Origin of the sequence: Polymorphobacter fuscus, from assembly GCF_011927825.1 — a bacterium.
Classification (GTDB): Bacteria; Pseudomonadota; Alphaproteobacteria; order Sphingomonadales; family Sphingomonadaceae; genus Sandarakinorhabdus; species Sandarakinorhabdus fusca.
Window position 1 is genome coordinate 1,881,528 of sequence record NZ_JAATJI010000001.1, and the last position, 17,498, is coordinate 1,899,025.

Sequence of the window (17,498 nt, forward strand, 5' to 3'; positions counted from 1 at the left end):
CTAACTCCAGACACGAATGCCGCCGGCGCAAAACGCCGGCGGCACCCGTAGGCTGCCTCATCCAGAGTTGCAGACACGTCCGCTACGGACGCGCCCGCAACTCTGGACCAAGGCTCAGGCCATCGCCGGACGCGTGCGGCGACGCCGCAGCGCGACACCGGCCATGCCGGCAGCGAGGATCATCATGCCCCAGGTCGCCGGTTCCGGCGCCGCGATCGAGATGTTGTCGATCTCGAACGCATTGGCACCGAGCGACCGCAGCTCGAAGCCGGTGATCGTGTCGAGACCCTGGGTGTCGAAGAAGACCCGGCCATTGGTCGCAGCGATAAGCTGGTCACCGCTGATCCCGTCGAGGAAATTCGGGCCTTGGCCGACGATCTGATAGCCATCGAGCTGCATCGAGCCACCCGACGCGAAGTGCAGGATGACCTGATTGTAGGTATCGAGCGACCCGATCACGAACGACAGGACCTGCATGCCCGGGATCCCGATGGTCGCCGACGAGACAACGTTGCCTGCGGGGTTGAGGTTGTTCTGCACCCCCAGATAGTTGTCCGAACTCCCGAAAGCCGGAACGGCGGCAAAGCCGGGGGTCGACGGCGGAGCGAAGACCTGCGCGCCGCCGCCATAGGAAGCACCCACGGCATAGCTTTCGAAGTCTTCGAAAAGAGTCGTGCCCATCAAGTTGGTGGCAGCAGCTCCCTGGTTCCATGTGATCGACAGTGCATTGGCCGGCGCAGCGCTAACCAGCGCCGCGCCCGCTAAAGCCATGAGGATAGGCAGTTTCTTCAACATTGGTACGCTCCCTGATTGAAGTGAACGCTCGCGACGAGACGGAGCGCGGACAGTGCATTCTCCCTGGGCGTCTTCCCCCGGTCAGCCCCCTTCCCAACACCAATGCCGGAACTGCGGACTGGACTAAACGGTTAAAGATTCCCTTATGTCAAGTCAATCGCGCCGATGAGATACCTCATCCGGATTATCTCGAAATAATACCTAATGATCGCTTCGACTATCAACAAGGTGGTAACTGGCAATGACTGCGCAATAGCGGCAGCTCCATCCGATCATATTGTAGCTTTTACTGTCATATGAGAAGGATGCAATTAACGAAGCATTGAATTGGGGCCATTTCAATGCATCGTTTCCGCGCCATCACGGGTCGCCCGCGATGACGACACAGGGGGCAGAGAAGATGTTGCAGGATTTCTCGAAATCTTTTGATACTGCGATGTCGTTCGAACCGTCTGCCGCGCGCATGGGCAACATCTTCCACGGCAGCACCACGACGTGGCCGGCGCCCGCCCCCCTCGCACCCACGCCAGCTGCCGATGCGCCCGTCAGTCGCGCGCTCGATATCGTCATCGCCATTGCCGCGCTGGTGGTGTTCGCGCCGATCATGCTGATCTGCGCGCTTGCCGTTGCGGCATCGAACAACGGTCCGGTGCTGTTCCGGCAGCAGCGGATCGGCCGGGACGGCGCCCTGTTCAGCTGCCTGAAGTTCCGCACCATGCGCACCGATGCCGCCGAAGTGCTCGATACGCTGCTGGCGACGTGTCCCGCCGCCCGCGAAGAATGGCAACGCAATCACAAGCTGCAGAACGACCCGCGCATCATCGGGGCCGGCAGCTTCCTGCGCAAGACCAGCCTCGACGAGCTGCCGCAGCTTTTCAATGTGCTGGCCGGGGACATGGCGATCGTCGGACCCCGCCCGATCGTGCCCGCCGAAATCGCCCGTTATGGCCGCTATATCGGCGCCTATTGCGCGGTGCGACCCGGAATTACCGGGCTGTGGCAGGTGCAGGGGCGCAGCGCGACGACCTATCGTCGCCGCATCGCGTGCGACATCGTCTACAGCCGCGCCAAATCACCCGCCGTCGATCTGCGCATCATCGCCTGCACCATACCGGCCGTCATCCTTGGCCGCGGTGCCTGCTGACGCCGTGTCAGCCGTGGCGTTCGCCGCCGGCATCGTCCCCGGTGTGCAGCGACCAGACCTGGTCACCTTCCAGCCCAACCGCCGATAGTCGCCCGGTGCGGTAGGCGCCGGTATCGACACCGATCCGGTTTGCAGCGAAATCGATCCCGGCCTGGTGAATACTGTGCCCATGCACGATCATCAGACCATGGTCGGCAGTGCTGGACAGAAACGGATCACGAATCCACAGCAGGTCGTCTTCCGACTGGCGGGCGATAGGGACGCCGGGTCGCACACCGGCGTGGACGAAGAAATAATCGCCGACCGTCAACGACACCGGCAGCGCCTCCAGCCATTGTGCCAGCGAGTCGGGAATGACCCGGCGGACCGTCGCGATGATCGCGTCCGAATCGTCGGGATCGAGCGCCGCGATATCGACGCCAAAACTGGCCAGCGTCGCCAGCCCGCCGAATGTCACCCACAGCCTTGCTGCGTCATGGTCGCCATGTCGCACATCGAGGAGCGCTGCTTCGTGATTGCCCTTGAGGACAAGAAAATTGGGCATATCGAGACCGGCCAGCAGTTCCATCAGGTCGCGCGACTTCGGTCCACGATCGATGATATCGCCCAGGATCACATAGCGGGTGCGCATGGCCGGACGCGCGGCGACATCGGCACTGATTCTGGTCAGCAGTGCGTAAAGGAGATCGAGCCGGCCATGGACATCGCCGATCGCATAGATGCGTTCACCGGCCGGCAGTCGCGGCTTGGTTGCGCGTTTGGGGCGGAACAATCGGGGCATCGATCGTCTTCGCTAGCACGGATCGCGCGACATGTCTGTGCCGCGCCCGATCAGACCCCGCCGCTTTCCGGACTGAAGGCAACCATGGTCATCGCCATCGCTGCCATCGCCGCCAGCAGAAAGGCGACCCACATGGCCAGTTCCGGCGCGCGTTCGGCGCTGCGCTGCCAGATGCCGGCGAGGGTGAGCGGTCGCGCCGCCCGGATCGCGAGGCCGCTGTTGCCTTCGATCCCGCCCGACCGCCGAAACAGCGGTTTTTGCACGCCGTGCCAACCGGCAACGGCAAGCAGCACCGCCAGCGGCAGACTGGCCACGGTGCTTGCAAAGAAACCCTCCCCGACCAGCCGGCTCGATATGACCAGCTGCTGCACCGGCCAGGCCATCAGGACGAATCCGGCAAGATATTTGTGCACGGCCGCGGCCGGCCCGGCAAACGGCAGCCGCGCCAGGGCGAGCGTCACCACCAGATAGGTCAGCGGCAAGGCGATCAATAGATGGAAAGCGGCAATACCGTTCCAGTCGCGACGCCCCGCAACCGCCACGACAAGCAACAGCATTGCCGCCGCGGCCGCCAGCACCTTGTGCAGCACAAGCCGGCGGCGCTGGCGCCAGGCCAGCGCACCGAGCAACAGGCACAGGAACGCCGTCAGCGGCCAGCCATTAAGGGCGGCCTGAACCACCGGCAGGTTGGCCGGAAGCGAAGCCGCCAAGACCGGCAGCAGCAGGGCCACGGCCGTCGCCACCCCGATCGCTATAGCCGGAACAGCTGTCCCCCAGCGCGGCCGCAGCGACGACACGGCCAGGATGATCGATCCGACCAGCGCGAAAGGCACGACCCTGAGGATATCGTTGACACTGCCGACCGGGTTGGTGGTGAACACCTCGGGCAGCCGGTCGAAAGGAATGGCGACAAGATTGAGGAAATAGAGCGCCAGGTCGCGGTCGCTGAAATAGCGCGCGAGGCTCGACCGGGTCGCCAGCGGACCGATCACCAGCGCCGTTGCCACCACCGCAAAGGCAAGAGTCGGCCAACTCCGCAACAGGCGGCGGCGCCAAAAGTCTCGAAAGTCACCCCGATCAAGGCTCCGCGCCAGCAGGAAACCGGCAATGGCAAACAATGCCGGCACCAGCAACGCCGGCAGGATCCAGATCGGCGTGTTGGCGAATCGGCCGTAGCTCGTGCTGACTTCCAGGCCCTGATAGGCGAACAGCACGGCGACCACGCTCAAACGCAGCGGTGCGACACCGTCAAACCATGGGCCTTGCTGTCGAACGGCCGTATCAACAGTATCCAAATCCTGCCCCCACCCCGAGCACTTGCCGCCCTTTCGGGAAATACTGAGTCCGATGTCGCGACTAGGCAGGTCGGTGACAGCGGAATCGATCGCGATTGTTCTCCGTACCCAAGCATAACGACTTGTAAGCAACCGAGTCGAATGCGAATAACGTATCGTAAAGGTTTTACCACGCAGGGGCTAGAACGCCCGCAAATGTTGCCGTTGTTCGAGCCGGGGGGGCAAAGCCATGACGATCGGCGATCCTGTGATGCACGACGGCTTCAACGCCGGCCAGGGCAAGGCAGTGCCGTTCGGCACATCGGACGCGGGGGCCGATTCGAGCCGCCTGTTCCCGGACCTGCGCGTGCTTTGGGCGATCTTCCGCCGGCGCATCTGGGTTTTTCTGCTGGTCGCAGCAATCATCATCGCTGCCGTGGCGACCTATATCGCGCTCGCCCCCAAACATTATTCGGCAACCGCCAGCGTGCTCATCGAGCCGAGAGGCGCAGACCCCATCCAGCAGACGAACTCCCCGTCGACGGAGGTCCTGCCGAGTTCGGACTATATCGACACGCAGATCGTGGTCATCGACTCGCCGCGCATGGCAGCTTCGGTCGTCACCGCCCTCGGTCTCACCGACGACCCGGAATTCTCCGGCGGCCTGCCTCCAGCAAATGGGACAAGTGCCGAACAGGCGCAGGCACGGCTCGTCGCCAGCGCCGAAGCGTTGCGTCGCGCCGTGGTCGTCCGCCGCGCCGGCCGGACCTCGGTCGTCGAAATCGCGGCGACGTCACAGTCCGCGACCCAGGCAGCACGCATCGCCAATGCCTTTGCCAAGGCCTATCTCGATTCGATTCGTGCCGCCAAGGACAGTGCCGACAAATTGTCGACCGTCCAGATCAACAGCCGCCTTGCCGAACTCCGCGTCGATGCCGAACGCGCCGATGCTGCGCTCCAGCAGTACAAGATCGCCAATGGGCTGATGAGCGCCCAGGGCGCGACCACGGCCGAGCAGGAAACCTCGGTGCTCAACCAGCAACTCGCCGGCGCGAAGGCGACGCTGGCGGAGCGCCGCGGCCGGCTTGCGGCGGCGCGGCGGCAGCTGGAACATGGCGGCGGCGGCGGTGATGTCGCAACGGCGCTCAATTCCGGCACGATCGGCGCCCTGCGCGCGCAGGAGGCCGACAGCAGCCGCAACATGGCGCAACTGCGGGCACGCTACGGATCGCGCCACCCATCGATCGCGCAGGAGGAGGAGCGACTCACGTCGATCCAGCGCCAGATCCAGCTGGAAATCGATCGCATCCTGTCCAGCCTGCAAGCCGAGGTGCAGGTCGCGGCATCGGGGGTCGAATCTCTGCTGGCCAGCCAGCGCGCCTCGCAGGCGAAGCTGGCCGGCAATGCCGCGGCGCAAGTCGGCTATCTGGAACTCGATCGCAAGGCGATCGCCGCGCGTGCGATCTACCAGGCCTTTCTCAACAAATCGATCGGTGCCGCTGCACGTGCGGGGATCGACCAGCCGCGCGCTTCGATCGCATCGCCTGCACTCATCCCGATCGTGCCCAGCGCCCCCAATGTCCGGCTGCTGGCTGCAATGGGCGCGGTGTTCGCGCTGGTGTTCGGCCTGATGGCGGTGGCGCTGGCAGAATTTGTCGACGGCGGCATCCGCACCAAGCAGGACGTCGAACGCCGACTCGGCGCGCGCTACCTCGGCGCCGTGCCCGACCTCGGCTCGACGCTTCCCAACCTGCGCCAGCTCGACGCCGCACAGGATTATATCGTCTCGCATCCCCAGTCGATCTTTGCCGAAGCGCTGCGCGGCCTGCGTGCCTCCCTGACCTTGCGCGGTCGGCGCCGTCCCAAGATCATTGCCGTCGTTTCCGCGCTTCCGCGCGAAGGCAAGACCACCACCGCGATCTGCCTGGCGCGAACGCTGGCGTTGTCGGGCGCCAGCACGGTGCTGGTCGATTGCGACGTGCGGCGCCATTCGGCCAGCGACATCCTGCTCGGTGACCGGCCCGGCCTGTTGCTCGATGTCATTGCCGGCGACGCGTCGCTCGACTCGGCGCTCGTCAAGGACCGCGATACCGATCTGGTCATTCTGGGCGTGTCATCCGATAGCCAGGACCCGCGCGACCTTCTCGCCACCGATGCGTTGGGCGACCTGCTGGCGGCGCTGCGGGCGCGTTTCGAATATGTCGTCATGGACACGCCGCCGGTCATCGGCCTGGCGGATGCCCGCATCGTTGCGGCCCATGCCGACACCGTCATGCTGCTGGCCCGCTGGCAGAAGACCTCGCTGCGGACGGTCGACACCGCGCTCGACATGCTCATCGCCGCCGATGCCAAGGTCGCCGGCGTTGCCCTTACCCTTGTCGATATCCGCAAATATGCCAGCACCGGACACGAAGATATCTATAGTTACTATGGCAAGTTCAAAGGCTATTATACCAACTGAAGCCAGTCCAGCCTGGGAGAATGACATGCAAAAGACCGCACCGGTATTTGCCTGCGTGTATTCTGTGGCGGCAACCGCCGTCCTGCTTGCGGCCACACCGGCGCTGGGGCAGGCGGCGTCCTTCTTCGATCCGTTCGACAGGATCGACAACAGCCGCTGGTATATCTCCGATGGCTGGGTCAACGGCAACTGGCATGGTTGCACCTGGGCGAAGTCCAATCTGGTCATCCGCAACGGCATCCTGCAGATGAAACTGACCAAGGCACCCAACCCGTTGCGTGCCTATAAATGTGCCGAAATCCGGACCCATGGCAGCCATGGCTATGGCCTTTACGAAGTGTCGATGCGCACCGCAGCCGGCGCCGGGCTCAACACCGCGATGTTCACCTATTCGGGGCGGCCGCTGACTCCCATTCACGACGAGATCGACTTCGAGTTCCTCGGCAAGTCGCCGCGCGACGTGCAGCTCAACTATTATGTCGCGGGTCGCGGCGGCCATGAATCGATTGCCAGCGTTGGCAGCAATGCATCGGCGGCCTTTCACACCTATGCCTTTGAATGGACCCCGACAGCGCTGACCTGGTATATCGACGGCCGGCTGGTGCGCAGGGTGACCGCTGCGCCACGGCCCACGACTCCGGGGCAATTTTTTCTTACGCTCTGGAATGGAACGGACAAGAACAGCAACTGGCTTGGAACCTTCGTCCCCTCGACGGCTCCGGTTACCGCGGAGGTCGACTGGGTGGCCTTCACCGCCCCGGGCGAACGGTGCCGATTCCAGCAATCGATCAGTTGCAAGCGCCGCTGAGCTGCAATCAGAACGCCAGCTGCGCCGAAACCATGCCGATGGTCGCGTGGTATCGAAGCCGCTGGTCGTCCGACCGCCGCTGGGCGTAGCGGATCCGGCCGCTGACCGACCAGCGCCGGCCGAACAGATAGCGCGCGCCTGCCCCGATCTGGAACTCACTGCCCTTCGCCCCCACGCCATTGGCCGAAAAGCGCGAATAGCTGCTGTCCGCCGAAACGATGACATAGCGGTACAGCTCATGGTCGACCGCCAGGCCGACGTCGCTGCGGGTGTTGCCGGCGAAGATGGTCGAGGCGGCATCTTCCACGGTGCGCGCGCCGGTCAGCCGTAACGAGGTCAGCGGCGTCACATTCCACAACAGATTGGCGCGATAGGATGGCCCGGTGACGTCGCGCAGTCGCGAGTCGCGGTAGCTGCGGTTGATGATGCCGACCTGCAGCTGGCCAAAGACCAGCGTGCTGAGTTCGAGCGATACGCCGGCGAGGACGGTGTAGCCGCTCGAATCGCGACGCAGCTGGCCCGGTGCAAGTTGGGCTTCATAATGGCTGTCGTCGAACTGGCCGCTGACCAGTGCGCTGACCCCGCTGCGCAACTCCATCTGGGCACTGGCGCTGGCGGTGACAGTGCGGACATTGCGAAAACTCTGGTCGATGATGGTCCCGTCGGCGGCCGCGACATCGTTGAACGCGCGCTTTTCAACACCCGCGCTTGCATTGAGAATGAAGCGATTGAACGCCTGCGCCCCGGAGATGCCGACACGGTAGATATCGTAGCTGACCGGACTCGGCGTGCCCTGGAAACTGGCGAGGCTGTCGCGCGGCTCGGTCTTGCGGTCGGCCCCGGCGTTGATGCTGATCCGTGCCTCGCGCGATATGTCGAGTGTGCCGAGCGCCGACACGCCATATTGGCTGACGTCCTCGGTCTTCAGTCGATCATGAAAGCTGCGGCTGAAAAAGGTCTGCGCCGACAGCGCGTGGCGGGACCAGTTGCTGGTCAGCCGCGCGGCCGGCGTGGCAACCAGGTAGATATCCCCCTGCCGGTTGCTGTTGCTGGCACGAAAATTGTCGGTCGCCCGCACATCCGCCTGCAGGCTGGGATAGAGTTGAAAGCCGCCGACATCGACCCCGATCGGATCGAACCCCGGCCGCGGCCTGTCACCGACCCCCTGCCCGGGCGGCACCGACTGGGCGACCGCGGCCGATGGCAGGCCCCACCCCGCCAGGGCGATGGCGGCCAACGTCACCCGGTGCAGCCGCCGTGCCCGCCAGATTCGCCCTGTCGTCATCCCCCCACCTTCAACCCTGCAGCAGCCGCGACCGGATCGTCGGCAATCCCACAATAGCCGCCGGCACGCGCCGCCAGAAGCCTGGATACATTCCCGTCAGGCGGCGCAGTTCGGCAACAATGGTCAGGGGATGGCGATAGCTGTTGCGCACCGCCAGGAACGTCACATGGTCGCAAAGCTCGGCGATCTCGTCGTCGACGCGCTTGACCTGCTGCGCATCGAGCCGGAACCGCGCGGCGACGATGCGGCGCATGTTGATCTGGTCGACGACCCGCGCGATCCGCCGCGGCTCGTCCCATGACATGGTCGACCGGTAGATCGAGACGCCGCGTCCGCGACGACCCATGATGCCGGTGCAATAACTCAGCCGCCGCGACCGGTTGGCGAGGCACAACCAGAACAGGTAATCTTCACTCGCCAGCTTCAGCGCTTCCTCGAAACGCGTGGCGGCATGGTGGTGGAAGTCGTACATCACCTGCGACGTCTGCGGCATATGTTCCGACAAAATCGTGTCGAAGGCCGCACGCCCTTCAATGGTGCCGACAATCGGCGAGCGGGGGTCGAGGCGGCCGTGCCGCTCCCGCAGATATTTCGACGAGCTGAGCTGGTCGGTGCCGTCGCAATTGTCGGTATTGTCGAAATAAAGGTCGGCGCCGCCGGTCAGTGCCGCAAGGCCGGCGGCCAGATGACCATCGAGCCAGATGTCGTCGGAATCGAGGAACGCCACAAAGCGTGTGTCGGACGATACCGCGTCGAGCCCGGCATTGCGCGCCGCGGCGACGCCGGCATTGCGCTGTGCAATCACCCGCAGCCGGCAGTGCGGTGGCAGGTCAGCCAGGGTTTCCGACGCCGCGCTGACCGGTGAGCCATCGTCGATGACGATGATGTCGATGGCGGTTCCGGGGGCGACCCGCTGGGCCGCGACGGAGCCGACGGCCGCTGCGAGCAGGCCATGCGTGGCCTGGTAGAAGGGGATGATGACCGCAACCTTCGGACAGGCCCCCGCGTGCTCCATCAGACGGTCCGGAAGCTGGCGCGATGCGTGCGCAACCGCAGAAGCGAGGCCGGCGCCCGGCGCCAGAGCGCCGCATCGATCCGCGACGCCCGCCCGACGGCGCGCGCCACTGCACCGGGATTGCGCGTGCAGTTTCGCAGGGCGAGAAACACGAAATGGTCGTGATCCTGCGCCAGCTTGGCATCGATCGCGGCGCGCTGGTCGGCGGTCGACGCAAAGTTGCGGCGAATCTTGGTGTACAGGCCGATCTCGTCGACCAGGCGCTCCAGGCTTTCGGGTTTGTCCCAGCCGAAAGCGTCGCGATTGATGGAGATGCCGAAGCCGCGCGCGCCCATCAGGCCGGTGTGATAGCCCACCAGCGCGGCCGATCGTGTCAACGTCAGCCAGAACAGATGGTCTTCACCGGCAATCCGCAGGCTTTCGTCGAAGCGGTGATGCCCCAGCGCCTGAAAATCATAGATGACCTGCGACGTGTGCGGCACGCATTCGGTCACCAGCGCCGCAAACAGCCGTCGTCCCTCGAACACACGGCCGCAAGGGGGTTGTTCGGGCGCATAGCCCATATGGTCGCGGATGAAGGGCGTCCGTGTGAAGCGATCGCGACCCTGGGTGTCATAGCCATTGTCGAAGTAGAAGCTGGCGCCTTGACGCAAGAGGTCGACGCCGTTCTGCAAATGATCAGGCAGCCAGCGATCATCCGAATCGAGGAACGCGACATAGTCGGTATCGGCCGCGACCGCGTCGAGCCCGGCGTTGCGCGCCGATGCGACCCCGCCATTGCTCCGCGCGATGATCCGCACCCCGCCTGCCCCGGGCAGGTCCGGCAACGCTTCGGATGCCGCGCTGACCGGCGACCCATCATCGACGATGATGACCGTGATCGTCACATCATCGCGCAGCCGCTGCGCCGCGATCGACGCCACCGCCGTGCCCAGCAGGCCGGGTTGGCGCTGGTAGAACGGAATGACGACAGCCAGTTTCAAAATGCCCCCCATTCCGCGGCCTAGCGATGACTACCGAATACGGCCTGCGACATCGCCGTTACACGTTGCGACTGCAGCACCCTGTTCAGCAGCGACAGAATCGTTTCTTCCGGACCTGCGGGACGTCCGGCGCGGATCCACAGTGCAAGGACCGTGGCGCCGTACAGGACGGCGCCGACCAGGGTCAGCAGGGCAAGGCTGACGATCGACACCGCGCCGGGGCGAAAGAAGTCGATGCTCTGCTGCAGCAGCGCCAGCCCCATGACCATGACGGCGGTTGCGCCGATCGTCCGGCCATTGGCCGCGAGCTGGCGGCGAACCGGCAGATCGAGCAGCGTCCTGACCAGGACCATGTTGAGCACGAAGATGACGATGCTGCTGACGGTTCGCGCCACCAGCACGCCGACAAGCGCACCGAAGGACAGCCCGGCGATGATCAGCGGCAGCCGGATCGACGTGTTGATCACTTCGCGCCGGAACAGCAGCTGGGTCTCGCCCAGCGCCAGCGCCACCGGCCAGATCCCGGCCCAAAGCATATCGATGGCAAAGACCCCGGCCAGCACCTGGACCACGATCACTGACGGCAGCCATTTGTCGCCGACCGCGAGCAGGATCAACGGGTGGGCGATGGCGGCAAAGCCGAACCCGACCGGCAAGGCGATTGCGCACAACAGCGCCTGGGCGCGCTGATAGGTGTCGCGCAACACCGCCTTGTCGCTTTTCACCTTCGAAAACGCCGGCAGGAACACGCCCGACACCGGCGCCGTCGCTTCGCGTGTCGGCAGTCCGGCGAGATTGTCCCCAAAGGCGAAATAGCCGAGTTGCGCGTTGCCGAGGGCATAGCCGATCAGCAGCGGCGCCGCCCGCTGATTCAGCGCGCCGACGGCACGTTCAAGGCCGATCCAGACCGAAAATCCCATGAACTCGCGGCCGTGGACAAGGCTGAAGCGCGGACGATAAGGCAATAACAGATACGACGTCAGCAAGCCGGCAAACTGCGCCGCCACGCCGCCGATGATTAACGCCCAATAGCTCTGGTAGAGAAGCGCAATGGCAAGCGCCACCACGAGCCCGACGAGCTTTTGTGGAACGGCGAGAACAAACTCCTGCGCGAAGCGAAGCTCGCGGGCGAAAAGCGCCGTTTTGGGATTGAAAAACCCACCGATCAGCGCCGACAGGCCAAGCACGTACAGGATGTCGACGAGCCGTTCATCGTTGTAGAGCGACGCTGCGGCGTGCGCCGAGCCGAACAACAGCAGACAGATGAAACCGGCCCTGAGAATATTCAGTGTGAAGACGCTGTCGAAATGCGCATCCTGAGGGTCGTCGTGGCGAATAAGGGCCGACGCCGTCGACAATTCCGTCACCGATCCCACGATGGCCTGGACGGCAACCGCGATCGCCACCAGCCCGAAATCGGCCGGAAACAACAGCCGGCTGAGGACGATGGTGCTGACGAACCCGATCAGGTTGACGATCACGCGCGTCGCACCCAGCCAGGCGGCCCCCCTTGCCAGTCGTTCTTTCATGAGACTGCGACTTCACCCCTGATGTCGTTCCGACGCTTATACGATCAATTTACGTTCAGTTCATTATTATTAGACAAAACTTTCGTTTATAACTCTTTTGCGCCATGATGCTCCGGTTGACGGCGACAACCCTAATCGCGGTAATCGCCGCAGCCGTTAACGACGTCGAAAGCAACCGGGCACACGCCATGACGCGCATCTCGTTCATCATGCCGACGTTCAATCGATCGGCGCTGATCGCCGAATCGCTACAGGCAATCCTGGCCCAGGCCGACGACACCGACGAAATTCTGGTGGTCGACGACGGTTCGACCGACGCAACCAGCGCCGTGGTTCACAGCCTGGGCCCGCGCGTGCGCTATGTCCGTCAGGACAATGCCGGCAAGTCGGCGGCGCTGAACCGGGCGCTGGCGATGACCGATGGCGATTATGTCTGGATCTGCGACGACGACGACCTGCTGCGCGCCGGCGCCGTCCCTCGGCTGGTGGCCGCGTTGCAAAGCAGCGGTGCCGACTTCGTATTCGGTCGTCACGAACGCTTTCGGGCCGATTCGGCGGGCAATCGCGTCGCGATGGGGCCCGGTTACTGGCCGGACCTGGCGACGGGCACGCTGGCGCGCCATGTTCTGGAGGACGCTTTTGTCATGCAGAACGGCGCGCTCGTCCGACGCGCCAGCTATGCGCGGGTCGGGGCGTTCGATGAATCGTTCCTGCGATCGCAGGATTATGAGATGTTCGTGCGGCTGGCGCTCGAATGCAGCGGTGCCTATGTCGACACGGTCGTGTTCGATCAGCGCAAGCATGACGGGGTCCGTGGCCCGTCGACGGTGCGCCACGCCGCGACGGGTGCGGACGAAGTCTGGCAGCAATATGACCGCATGATCTTCCAGGCCAACGCCGCCCGGGTTTCACGCCGCGCGTTCGAGACCATGTTCGACGGCGCCGATGCCGATCACGTCCGCCGCGCCGCGCTGTTGCAGCGTGCCTGCGTCCATGCCCGCCACGGCCTGTGGCCGGTCGTGGTCGCCGACCTGGCCGACGCGGCGGCCATACTGCCCGAACGCCCGCTGCACAGCGTGGAGCGCACGATCTGCCGCCGGATGTTCGGCGGCAAGCACGGATTTTCCGGCGCCATGGAAGGCGCGACCCGCACCGAACTCGGCCGGATGTACAATGGCTCGGCAGCGCACGCCCGGATCATCCGCGCCGGACTCGCGGGCCTGTTGTGGCGGCTGCGGCGCGACACGCCGATGGTGCGACGTGCCGCCTTGTCACTGCTGACGACCATTGCCGGGCCGCGGGGCACGGTCGGCGTCGTGGCCGAGCATCTGCGCGGTCGCAATGACCGCGCCATCGACGACAGCCTGTGGGAAAAGGGCCTGATGCGCATTGCTGCCTGACGCGCCGTGTCTCGAAAGCGGTAAACCCTAAGAGCAGCGATGCAGCGCAGCATTAAATCATTATTCATGGTTGCCGTAACGTTCGTGCAGCCGGCGTCCAGTGCTGCCGTCCAGCAAACAGGGGTGGGTATATGGTCAAGATCATGGAAAACGTCCGGATGGTCCAGGCGCTGCTGAACCCCAGCGACCGGATGTTCCTGAAGGCCGCGCTGGTTGCGCATGAAAAGCGTCCGGAAGCCGATTGTCCGTGTTGCGGCTTCCACGGCAAGTTCGAATCGACCGGGTTGCGGCTGCGGCTGGACGCGCGTTGCCCATCATGCGGTGCCCTGGAACGCCATCGCCTGCTGGCGCTGTCCATGGCGCGCGGCTTCGTCGATTTCCACGGCAAGGATGTGCTGCATTTCGCGCCCGACGCCATCATCGTCAAGATGGTCGCCGATCAGGGGCCGACGTGCAACGAAACCGCCGATCTGGAACCGGGTCGGGCCGACCGCATCCTCAATATCGAAGCGCTGGCCTTGCCCGACGCCTCGCTCGACCGCATCATCTGCTCGCATGTGCTGGAACATGTCGATGACCAGCGTGCGCTCGCCGAAATGTGGCGGGTGCTGCGACCGGGCGGCGCGATCGTCATCATGATGCCGGTCATCGAGGCGTGGCGCGAAACCTACGAAAACGATGTCATCGGGACGCCCGCCGAACGCGAACGCCATTTCGGCCAATGGGACCATCTGCGCTGGTTCGGTGCGGACGTCCGACAGCGGATCCGCGCGCAGAAGTTCGAATGTCGGGAGTTTGTTGCCGGCGGGCCGGACAGCGCCAGCCACAATCTGATCCGCGGCGAAACGGTGTTCCTGGCCGTCAAGCTATGACGGCCAGCTGAGCCTTTCAGCAGGCGCGTGCGGCCTGCGCCGCGGACCGCGTCACCGATTGCACGACGGGCGATTCGACCAGGCCGCGCGTCACGGCAAGAATTGCCGCCTGGGTGCGGTTAAGCACGCCCAGCTTGCGCATGATCGCCTTGACATGGACCTTGACCGTCGCCTCTGTGATGTCCAGTTCGCGCGATATCTGCTTGTTGGCATCACCCCGCGTCAGGCAACGCAGGACGCCGCGCTCCCGCTCGGACAGCCGCACGTCGCTCGGCATCGTCAGCGACGACATTCCGCCGCTCGGCCGGCTCCAGTCGGCCGCGATCATCGCGAGGACGGTCTGCGATGGCACCACCTTTTCGCCCGATGCGACCAGCTGCAGCGACCGGGCCAGCGGCTCGCAGGAAATATGCTTGGCAAGATAGCCGTCGGCCCCGACCGACATGGTTTCGGACGTGGTCTGGACACTGAAGTCCTCCCCCAGCAACACGATCCGCGCCGTGGGAAAATCGGTGCGCAGCGATCGGCAGGCAGCATGGCCTTCCGCCTTCGACGGCGCATCAATGATGATGAGATCGAGTGCGAGCCGGCCGATCGCCATGTCACGCAACGCATCGGCATCGACGCTGGTCGCCACGATGTCGAACCCCTGGTCGACAAGAATGCGACTTAACCCCTCCCGAACGATTTCATTTCTGCCGATGATGGCAAGTGAAACTTTCGACCCCATTTTGACCCCTATGCGCAATAGATTGCTACCTTGGCAGTATCGCCAGTGCATTTGTCGATGTTAGATCCCCCGAAACCCCCTCCTTTGCATCACCCATGCGGACCGCATCCCTCCATGCGGCCACATCGGTGCGAATGTGTGAATCGCTAATTAACAAAAAGTATCAATCAAGTCACCTTGAAAGAACCTTAACCCAAAGTCGCAATGCAAATTAGTGCTTCCACGGCCGTAAAGCATACGCCTTCCGGCGGTCGGCCTCGGCAGCGCCGAAGCGACGAGCGCAATTTACCGCCTTGTATTCGGGCAATAAAACGGCAGCTTCGGCATGCAGGATAGCTGCTTCAGCGCTCGGAATTGGATGTCGGAAGCTGGCGGGCACAGTCGCCCTGTGTGACGTTTTGTACCGGGCGCGCCCTGCAAGAGCGAGTCTGTACCATCGACAGGCGACCCGCCAGTGCGCGTCCGCGAGCCCGCCCGACAGCGCTCAGCCAACTTTGACCAAGCCGCCGCAGCCGGAATTTTACGTGCGCCTTATGCAACGACATTGCTTTGCGTACAGCGCCTTGACGGCGGGAAGTGCTCAATGGCGCGTCTTATCCAGAAGGCGAACACCATGACATTCGACACGTCTCTCGGCGCCATCGTGGCGGCCGCGATCCTCCTTTACCTGCTCGCCGTGCTGGCGCGCCCCGATCGCTTCTGAAGGTCCGCTGCCATGACTTTTGCCGGCTGGGGCCTGATCCTTATCTTCATTTTTCTGCTCGTGGCGCTCGCAAGGCCCGCGGGCGCATGGCTGTACCGTCTGTACCTGGGTGAGGACATGCCATTGCGCACGGTCCTCGCGCCTGTCGAACGCGGCTTCTACCGTCTTGCCGGCGTCGATCCCGCGCGCGACCAGAGCTGGGTCGGCTATGCCGCCAGCGTGATGGCGTTCAACCTGGCCGGCATTGTCCTGCTGTTCGCGGTGCTGAAATTGCAGGGCGTGCTGCCACTCAACCCGCAAGGCTTCGGCGGGGTCGAAACGCTGCTGGCGCTCAACACCGCGGTCAGCTTCGTCACCAACACCAATTGGCAGAATTACGGCGGTGAAACCACCTTGTCGCACCTGTCGCAGATGGCGGGGCTGACGGTGCAGAACTTCCTGTCGGCCGCAACCGGCATTGCCGTCGCCTTCGCCTTCATCCGTGGCTTCGCGCGGCGCAATGCGGCCGGCATCGGCAATTTCTGGGCGGACCTGACTCGGATCACCCTCTACCTTTTGCTGCCGCTCAGCATCGCCCTGGCGCTGGCCTATGTCGCAGCCGGCGTGCCGCAGACGCTCGCCGCCTCGGTAACGGCGACAACGCTGGAAGGTGGCAAACAGGTCATCGCCCTGGGTCCGGTGGCGTCGCAGCTGGCGATCAAGCAGCTCGGCACCAACGGCGGTGGCTTCTTCAATGCCAATTCGTCGCATCCTTTCGAAAACCCCTCGGCGCTCGTCGATATGCTGCAATTGCTCAGCATCGTTTTCATCGGTGCCGGCCTGACCTGGACTTTCGGCAAGGCCGTCGGCGCCACCCGCCAGGGCTGGGCGCTGCTGACCGCCATGGTCCTGATGCTGACGATCGGCGCCGGGGTTGCCTATTGGGCCGAAGCCGGCGGCAACCCGATCCACCAGGCGATGGGCCTCGCCGGCGCGAACATGGAGGGCAAGGAAGGGCGCTTCGGCGCCGCCGCCTCGGCGCTCTATGCCACCGTTACCACCGCGACCTCCACCGGCGCCGTCATCGCCATGCACGACAGCTTCATGCCGCTGGGCGGGCTGGTGCCGCTCTTCAACATGCAGTTGGGGGAACTCATCATCGGCGGCGTCGGCTCAGGGCTGTACGCGATCCTCGTCTATGCAATTCTGGCGGTCTTCATCGCCGGGCTGATGGTCGGCCGCACGCCGGAATATGTCGGCAAGAAGATCGAAGCGCGCGAAATGAAGCTGTCCGTCATCGCCATCGTCATTCCGCCGCTGGCCATCCTTGGCCTGGCCGCCGTCGCGGCGGTCGTGCCGGCGGGGCTTGCGGGGCCGCTCGCCAAGGGGCCGCACGGCTTTTCGGAGATGCTCTATGCCTTCACCAGTGCGGCGGCCAACAATGGCAGCGCCTTTGGCGGGCTGACCGGCAACACGCCCTTCTACAACAGCATGTTGGCGCTTGCGATGTTCGTCGGCCGCTTTGGCGTGCTGCTGCCGGTTCTCGCCATCGCCGGCTCGCTCGCTGCCAAGCGCCATGTGCCCGCAGGCCCCGGGTCCTTCCCGACCACCGGGCCGCTGTGGATCGGGCTTCTCATCGCCGTCATCGTCATTGTCGGCGGCCTCACCTTCCTGCCGAGCCTGGCACTCGGGCCGATCGCCGACCAGTTCCAGGTCGCTGCGGCCAAGACACTCTGAAG

At 64.3% G+C, this 17,498-nt stretch carries 15 protein-coding genes; 7 read left to right on the forward strand and 8 right to left on the reverse strand.

The annotated features are described in order from the left end of the window. Window positions 1–114: 114 nt before the first annotated feature. A complete protein-coding gene (locus GGQ62_RS16385) occupies window positions 115–681 on the reverse strand; it encodes a PEP-CTERM sorting domain-containing protein (RefSeq protein WP_243446098.1) in 567 nt (188 codons plus the stop codon). Window positions 682–1,231: 550 nt separating this feature from the next. Between GGQ62_RS16385 and GGQ62_RS08890 the strand changes: the two genes are divergently transcribed. Beyond that, complete coding sequence (locus GGQ62_RS08890; protein ID WP_243446097.1) at window positions 1,232–1,939, forward strand: sugar transferase; 708 nt, start codon at window positions 1,232–1,234, stop codon at window positions 1,937–1,939. 7 nt (window positions 1,940–1,946) lie between these two features. Here GGQ62_RS08890 and GGQ62_RS08895 read toward each other — a convergent pair whose 3' ends face one another. Together GGQ62_RS08895 and GGQ62_RS08900 are read right to left on the reverse strand one after the other, a co-directional pair. Beyond that, entirely contained in the window at window positions 1,947–2,720 is a 774-nt protein-coding gene (locus tag GGQ62_RS08895; protein WP_152577643.1) for a metallophosphoesterase family protein, read from the reverse strand. Between the two features lie 50 nt (window positions 2,721–2,770). Next, the gene (locus tag GGQ62_RS08900) at window positions 2,771–3,949 is read right to left on the reverse strand and encodes a hypothetical protein (protein ID WP_153401239.1); all 1,179 of its coding nucleotides are present in this window, start codon (window positions 3,947–3,949) and stop codon (window positions 2,771–2,773) included. A gap of 295 nt (window positions 3,950–4,244) precedes the next feature. On the opposite strand from GGQ62_RS08900, the gene GGQ62_RS08905 reads away from it, so the two are divergent. Both GGQ62_RS08905 and GGQ62_RS08910 read left to right on the forward strand, forming a co-directional pair. Further along, window positions 4,245–6,455, forward strand: coding sequence for a GumC family protein (locus tag GGQ62_RS08905; RefSeq protein ID WP_243446096.1), 2,211 nt, complete (start codon window positions 4,245–4,247; stop codon window positions 6,453–6,455). 25 nt (window positions 6,456–6,480) lie between these two features. Then, window positions 6,481–7,263: a family 16 glycosylhydrolase gene (locus GGQ62_RS08910; protein ID WP_167649551.1), complete on the forward strand. Its 783-nt coding sequence runs from the start codon at window positions 6,481–6,483 to the stop codon at window positions 7,261–7,263. Window positions 7,264–7,270: 7 nt separating this feature from the next. Here the strand turns inward: GGQ62_RS08910 and GGQ62_RS08915 are convergent, their stop codons facing one another. From GGQ62_RS08915 to GGQ62_RS08930, 4 genes are read right to left on the reverse strand one after another with little or no spacing between them, the layout of a single operon-like run. Further along, window positions 7,271–8,548 (reverse strand): outer membrane beta-barrel protein, encoded by a 1,278-nt coding sequence (locus tag GGQ62_RS08915; RefSeq protein ID WP_152577640.1) that lies wholly within the window; start codon window positions 8,546–8,548, stop codon window positions 7,271–7,273. 10 nt (window positions 8,549–8,558) lie between these two features. Next, window positions 8,559–9,563: a glycosyltransferase family 2 protein gene (locus GGQ62_RS08920; protein WP_152577639.1), complete on the reverse strand. Its 1,005-nt coding sequence runs from the start codon at window positions 9,561–9,563 to the stop codon at window positions 8,559–8,561. Continuing rightward, window positions 9,563–10,546 (reverse strand): glycosyltransferase family 2 protein, encoded by a 984-nt coding sequence (locus GGQ62_RS08925; RefSeq protein WP_167649552.1) that lies wholly within the window; start codon window positions 10,544–10,546, stop codon window positions 9,563–9,565. The genes GGQ62_RS08920 and GGQ62_RS08925 overlap by 1 nt, the downstream gene beginning before the upstream one ends. 20 nt (window positions 10,547–10,566) lie before the next feature. Continuing rightward, window positions 10,567–12,075, reverse strand: coding sequence for a lipopolysaccharide biosynthesis protein (locus GGQ62_RS08930; protein WP_152577637.1), 1,509 nt, complete (start codon window positions 12,073–12,075; stop codon window positions 10,567–10,569). A gap of 188 nt (window positions 12,076–12,263) precedes the next feature. Between GGQ62_RS08930 and GGQ62_RS08935 the strand changes: the two genes are divergently transcribed. Continuing rightward, window positions 12,264–13,475, forward strand: coding sequence for a glycosyltransferase family 2 protein (locus GGQ62_RS08935; protein ID WP_167649554.1), 1,212 nt, complete (start codon window positions 12,264–12,266; stop codon window positions 13,473–13,475). A 131-nt stretch (window positions 13,476–13,606) separates the two neighbouring features. Beyond that, entirely contained in the window at window positions 13,607–14,347 is a 741-nt protein-coding gene (locus GGQ62_RS08940; RefSeq protein ID WP_152577635.1) for a methyltransferase domain-containing protein, read from the forward strand. 16 nt (window positions 14,348–14,363) lie between these two features. On the opposite strand, the gene GGQ62_RS08945 is transcribed toward GGQ62_RS08940, so the two are convergent. After that, window positions 14,364–15,077, reverse strand: a complete 714-nt coding sequence (locus GGQ62_RS08945) for a LuxR C-terminal-related transcriptional regulator (RefSeq protein WP_167649555.1) — start codon at window positions 15,075–15,077, stop codon at window positions 14,364–14,366. Between the two features lie 583 nt (window positions 15,078–15,660). Between GGQ62_RS08945 and GGQ62_RS08950 the strand changes: the two genes are divergently transcribed. Then, on the forward strand, window positions 15,661–15,780 hold the full coding sequence (locus tag GGQ62_RS08950; protein WP_194163368.1) for a potassium-transporting ATPase subunit F: 120 nt from the start codon (window positions 15,661–15,663) through the stop codon (window positions 15,778–15,780). A gap of 12 nt (window positions 15,781–15,792) precedes the next feature. Next, window positions 15,793–17,496 carry a potassium-transporting ATPase subunit KdpA gene (gene kdpA / locus GGQ62_RS08955; protein ID WP_152577633.1) on the forward strand — a complete coding sequence of 568 codons (1,704 nt, stop codon included), beginning with the start codon at window positions 15,793–15,795 and terminating at the stop codon, window positions 17,494–17,496. Window positions 17,497–17,498: the final 2 nt, after the last annotated feature.

What these genes read in the sequence shown, in the direction of transcription:
- GGQ62_RS08905 (WP_243446096.1), top strand. Translation starts at nt 4,245, where the DNA reads ATGACGATCGGCGATCCTGTGATGCACGACGGCTTCAACGCCGGCCAG.
- GGQ62_RS08915 (WP_152577640.1), bottom strand. Translation starts at nt 8,548, where the DNA reads ATGACGACAGGGCGAATCTGGCGGGCACGGCGGCTGCACCGGGTGACG.
- GGQ62_RS08945 (WP_167649555.1), bottom strand. Translation starts at nt 15,077, where the DNA reads ATGGGGTCGAAAGTTTCACTTGCCATCATCGGCAGAAATGAAATCGTT.
- GGQ62_RS16385 (WP_243446098.1), bottom strand. Translation starts at nt 681, where the DNA reads ATGGGCACGACTCTTTTCGAAGACTTCGAAAGCTATGCCGTGGGTGCT.
- GGQ62_RS08930 (WP_152577637.1), bottom strand. Translation starts at nt 12,075, where the DNA reads ATGAAAGAACGACTGGCAAGGGGGGCCGCCTGGCTGGGTGCGACGCGC.
- GGQ62_RS08910 (WP_167649551.1), top strand. Translation starts at nt 6,481, where the DNA reads ATGCAAAAGACCGCACCGGTATTTGCCTGCGTGTATTCTGTGGCGGCA.
- GGQ62_RS08950 (WP_194163368.1), top strand. Translation starts at nt 15,661, where the DNA reads ATGGCGCGTCTTATCCAGAAGGCGAACACCATGACATTCGACACGTCT.
- GGQ62_RS08940 (WP_152577635.1), top strand. Translation starts at nt 13,607, where the DNA reads ATGGTCAAGATCATGGAAAACGTCCGGATGGTCCAGGCGCTGCTGAAC.
- GGQ62_RS08935 (WP_167649554.1), top strand. Translation starts at nt 12,264, where the DNA reads ATGACGCGCATCTCGTTCATCATGCCGACGTTCAATCGATCGGCGCTG.
- GGQ62_RS08920 (WP_152577639.1), bottom strand. Translation starts at nt 9,563, where the DNA reads ATGGAGCACGCGGGGGCCTGTCCGAAGGTTGCGGTCATCATCCCCTTC.
- GGQ62_RS08890 (WP_243446097.1), top strand. Translation starts at nt 1,232, where the DNA reads ATGTCGTTCGAACCGTCTGCCGCGCGCATGGGCAACATCTTCCACGGC.
- kdpA (WP_152577633.1), top strand. Translation starts at nt 15,793, where the DNA reads ATGACTTTTGCCGGCTGGGGCCTGATCCTTATCTTCATTTTTCTGCTC.
- GGQ62_RS08895 (WP_152577643.1), bottom strand. Translation starts at nt 2,720, where the DNA reads ATGCCCCGATTGTTCCGCCCCAAACGCGCAACCAAGCCGCGACTGCCG.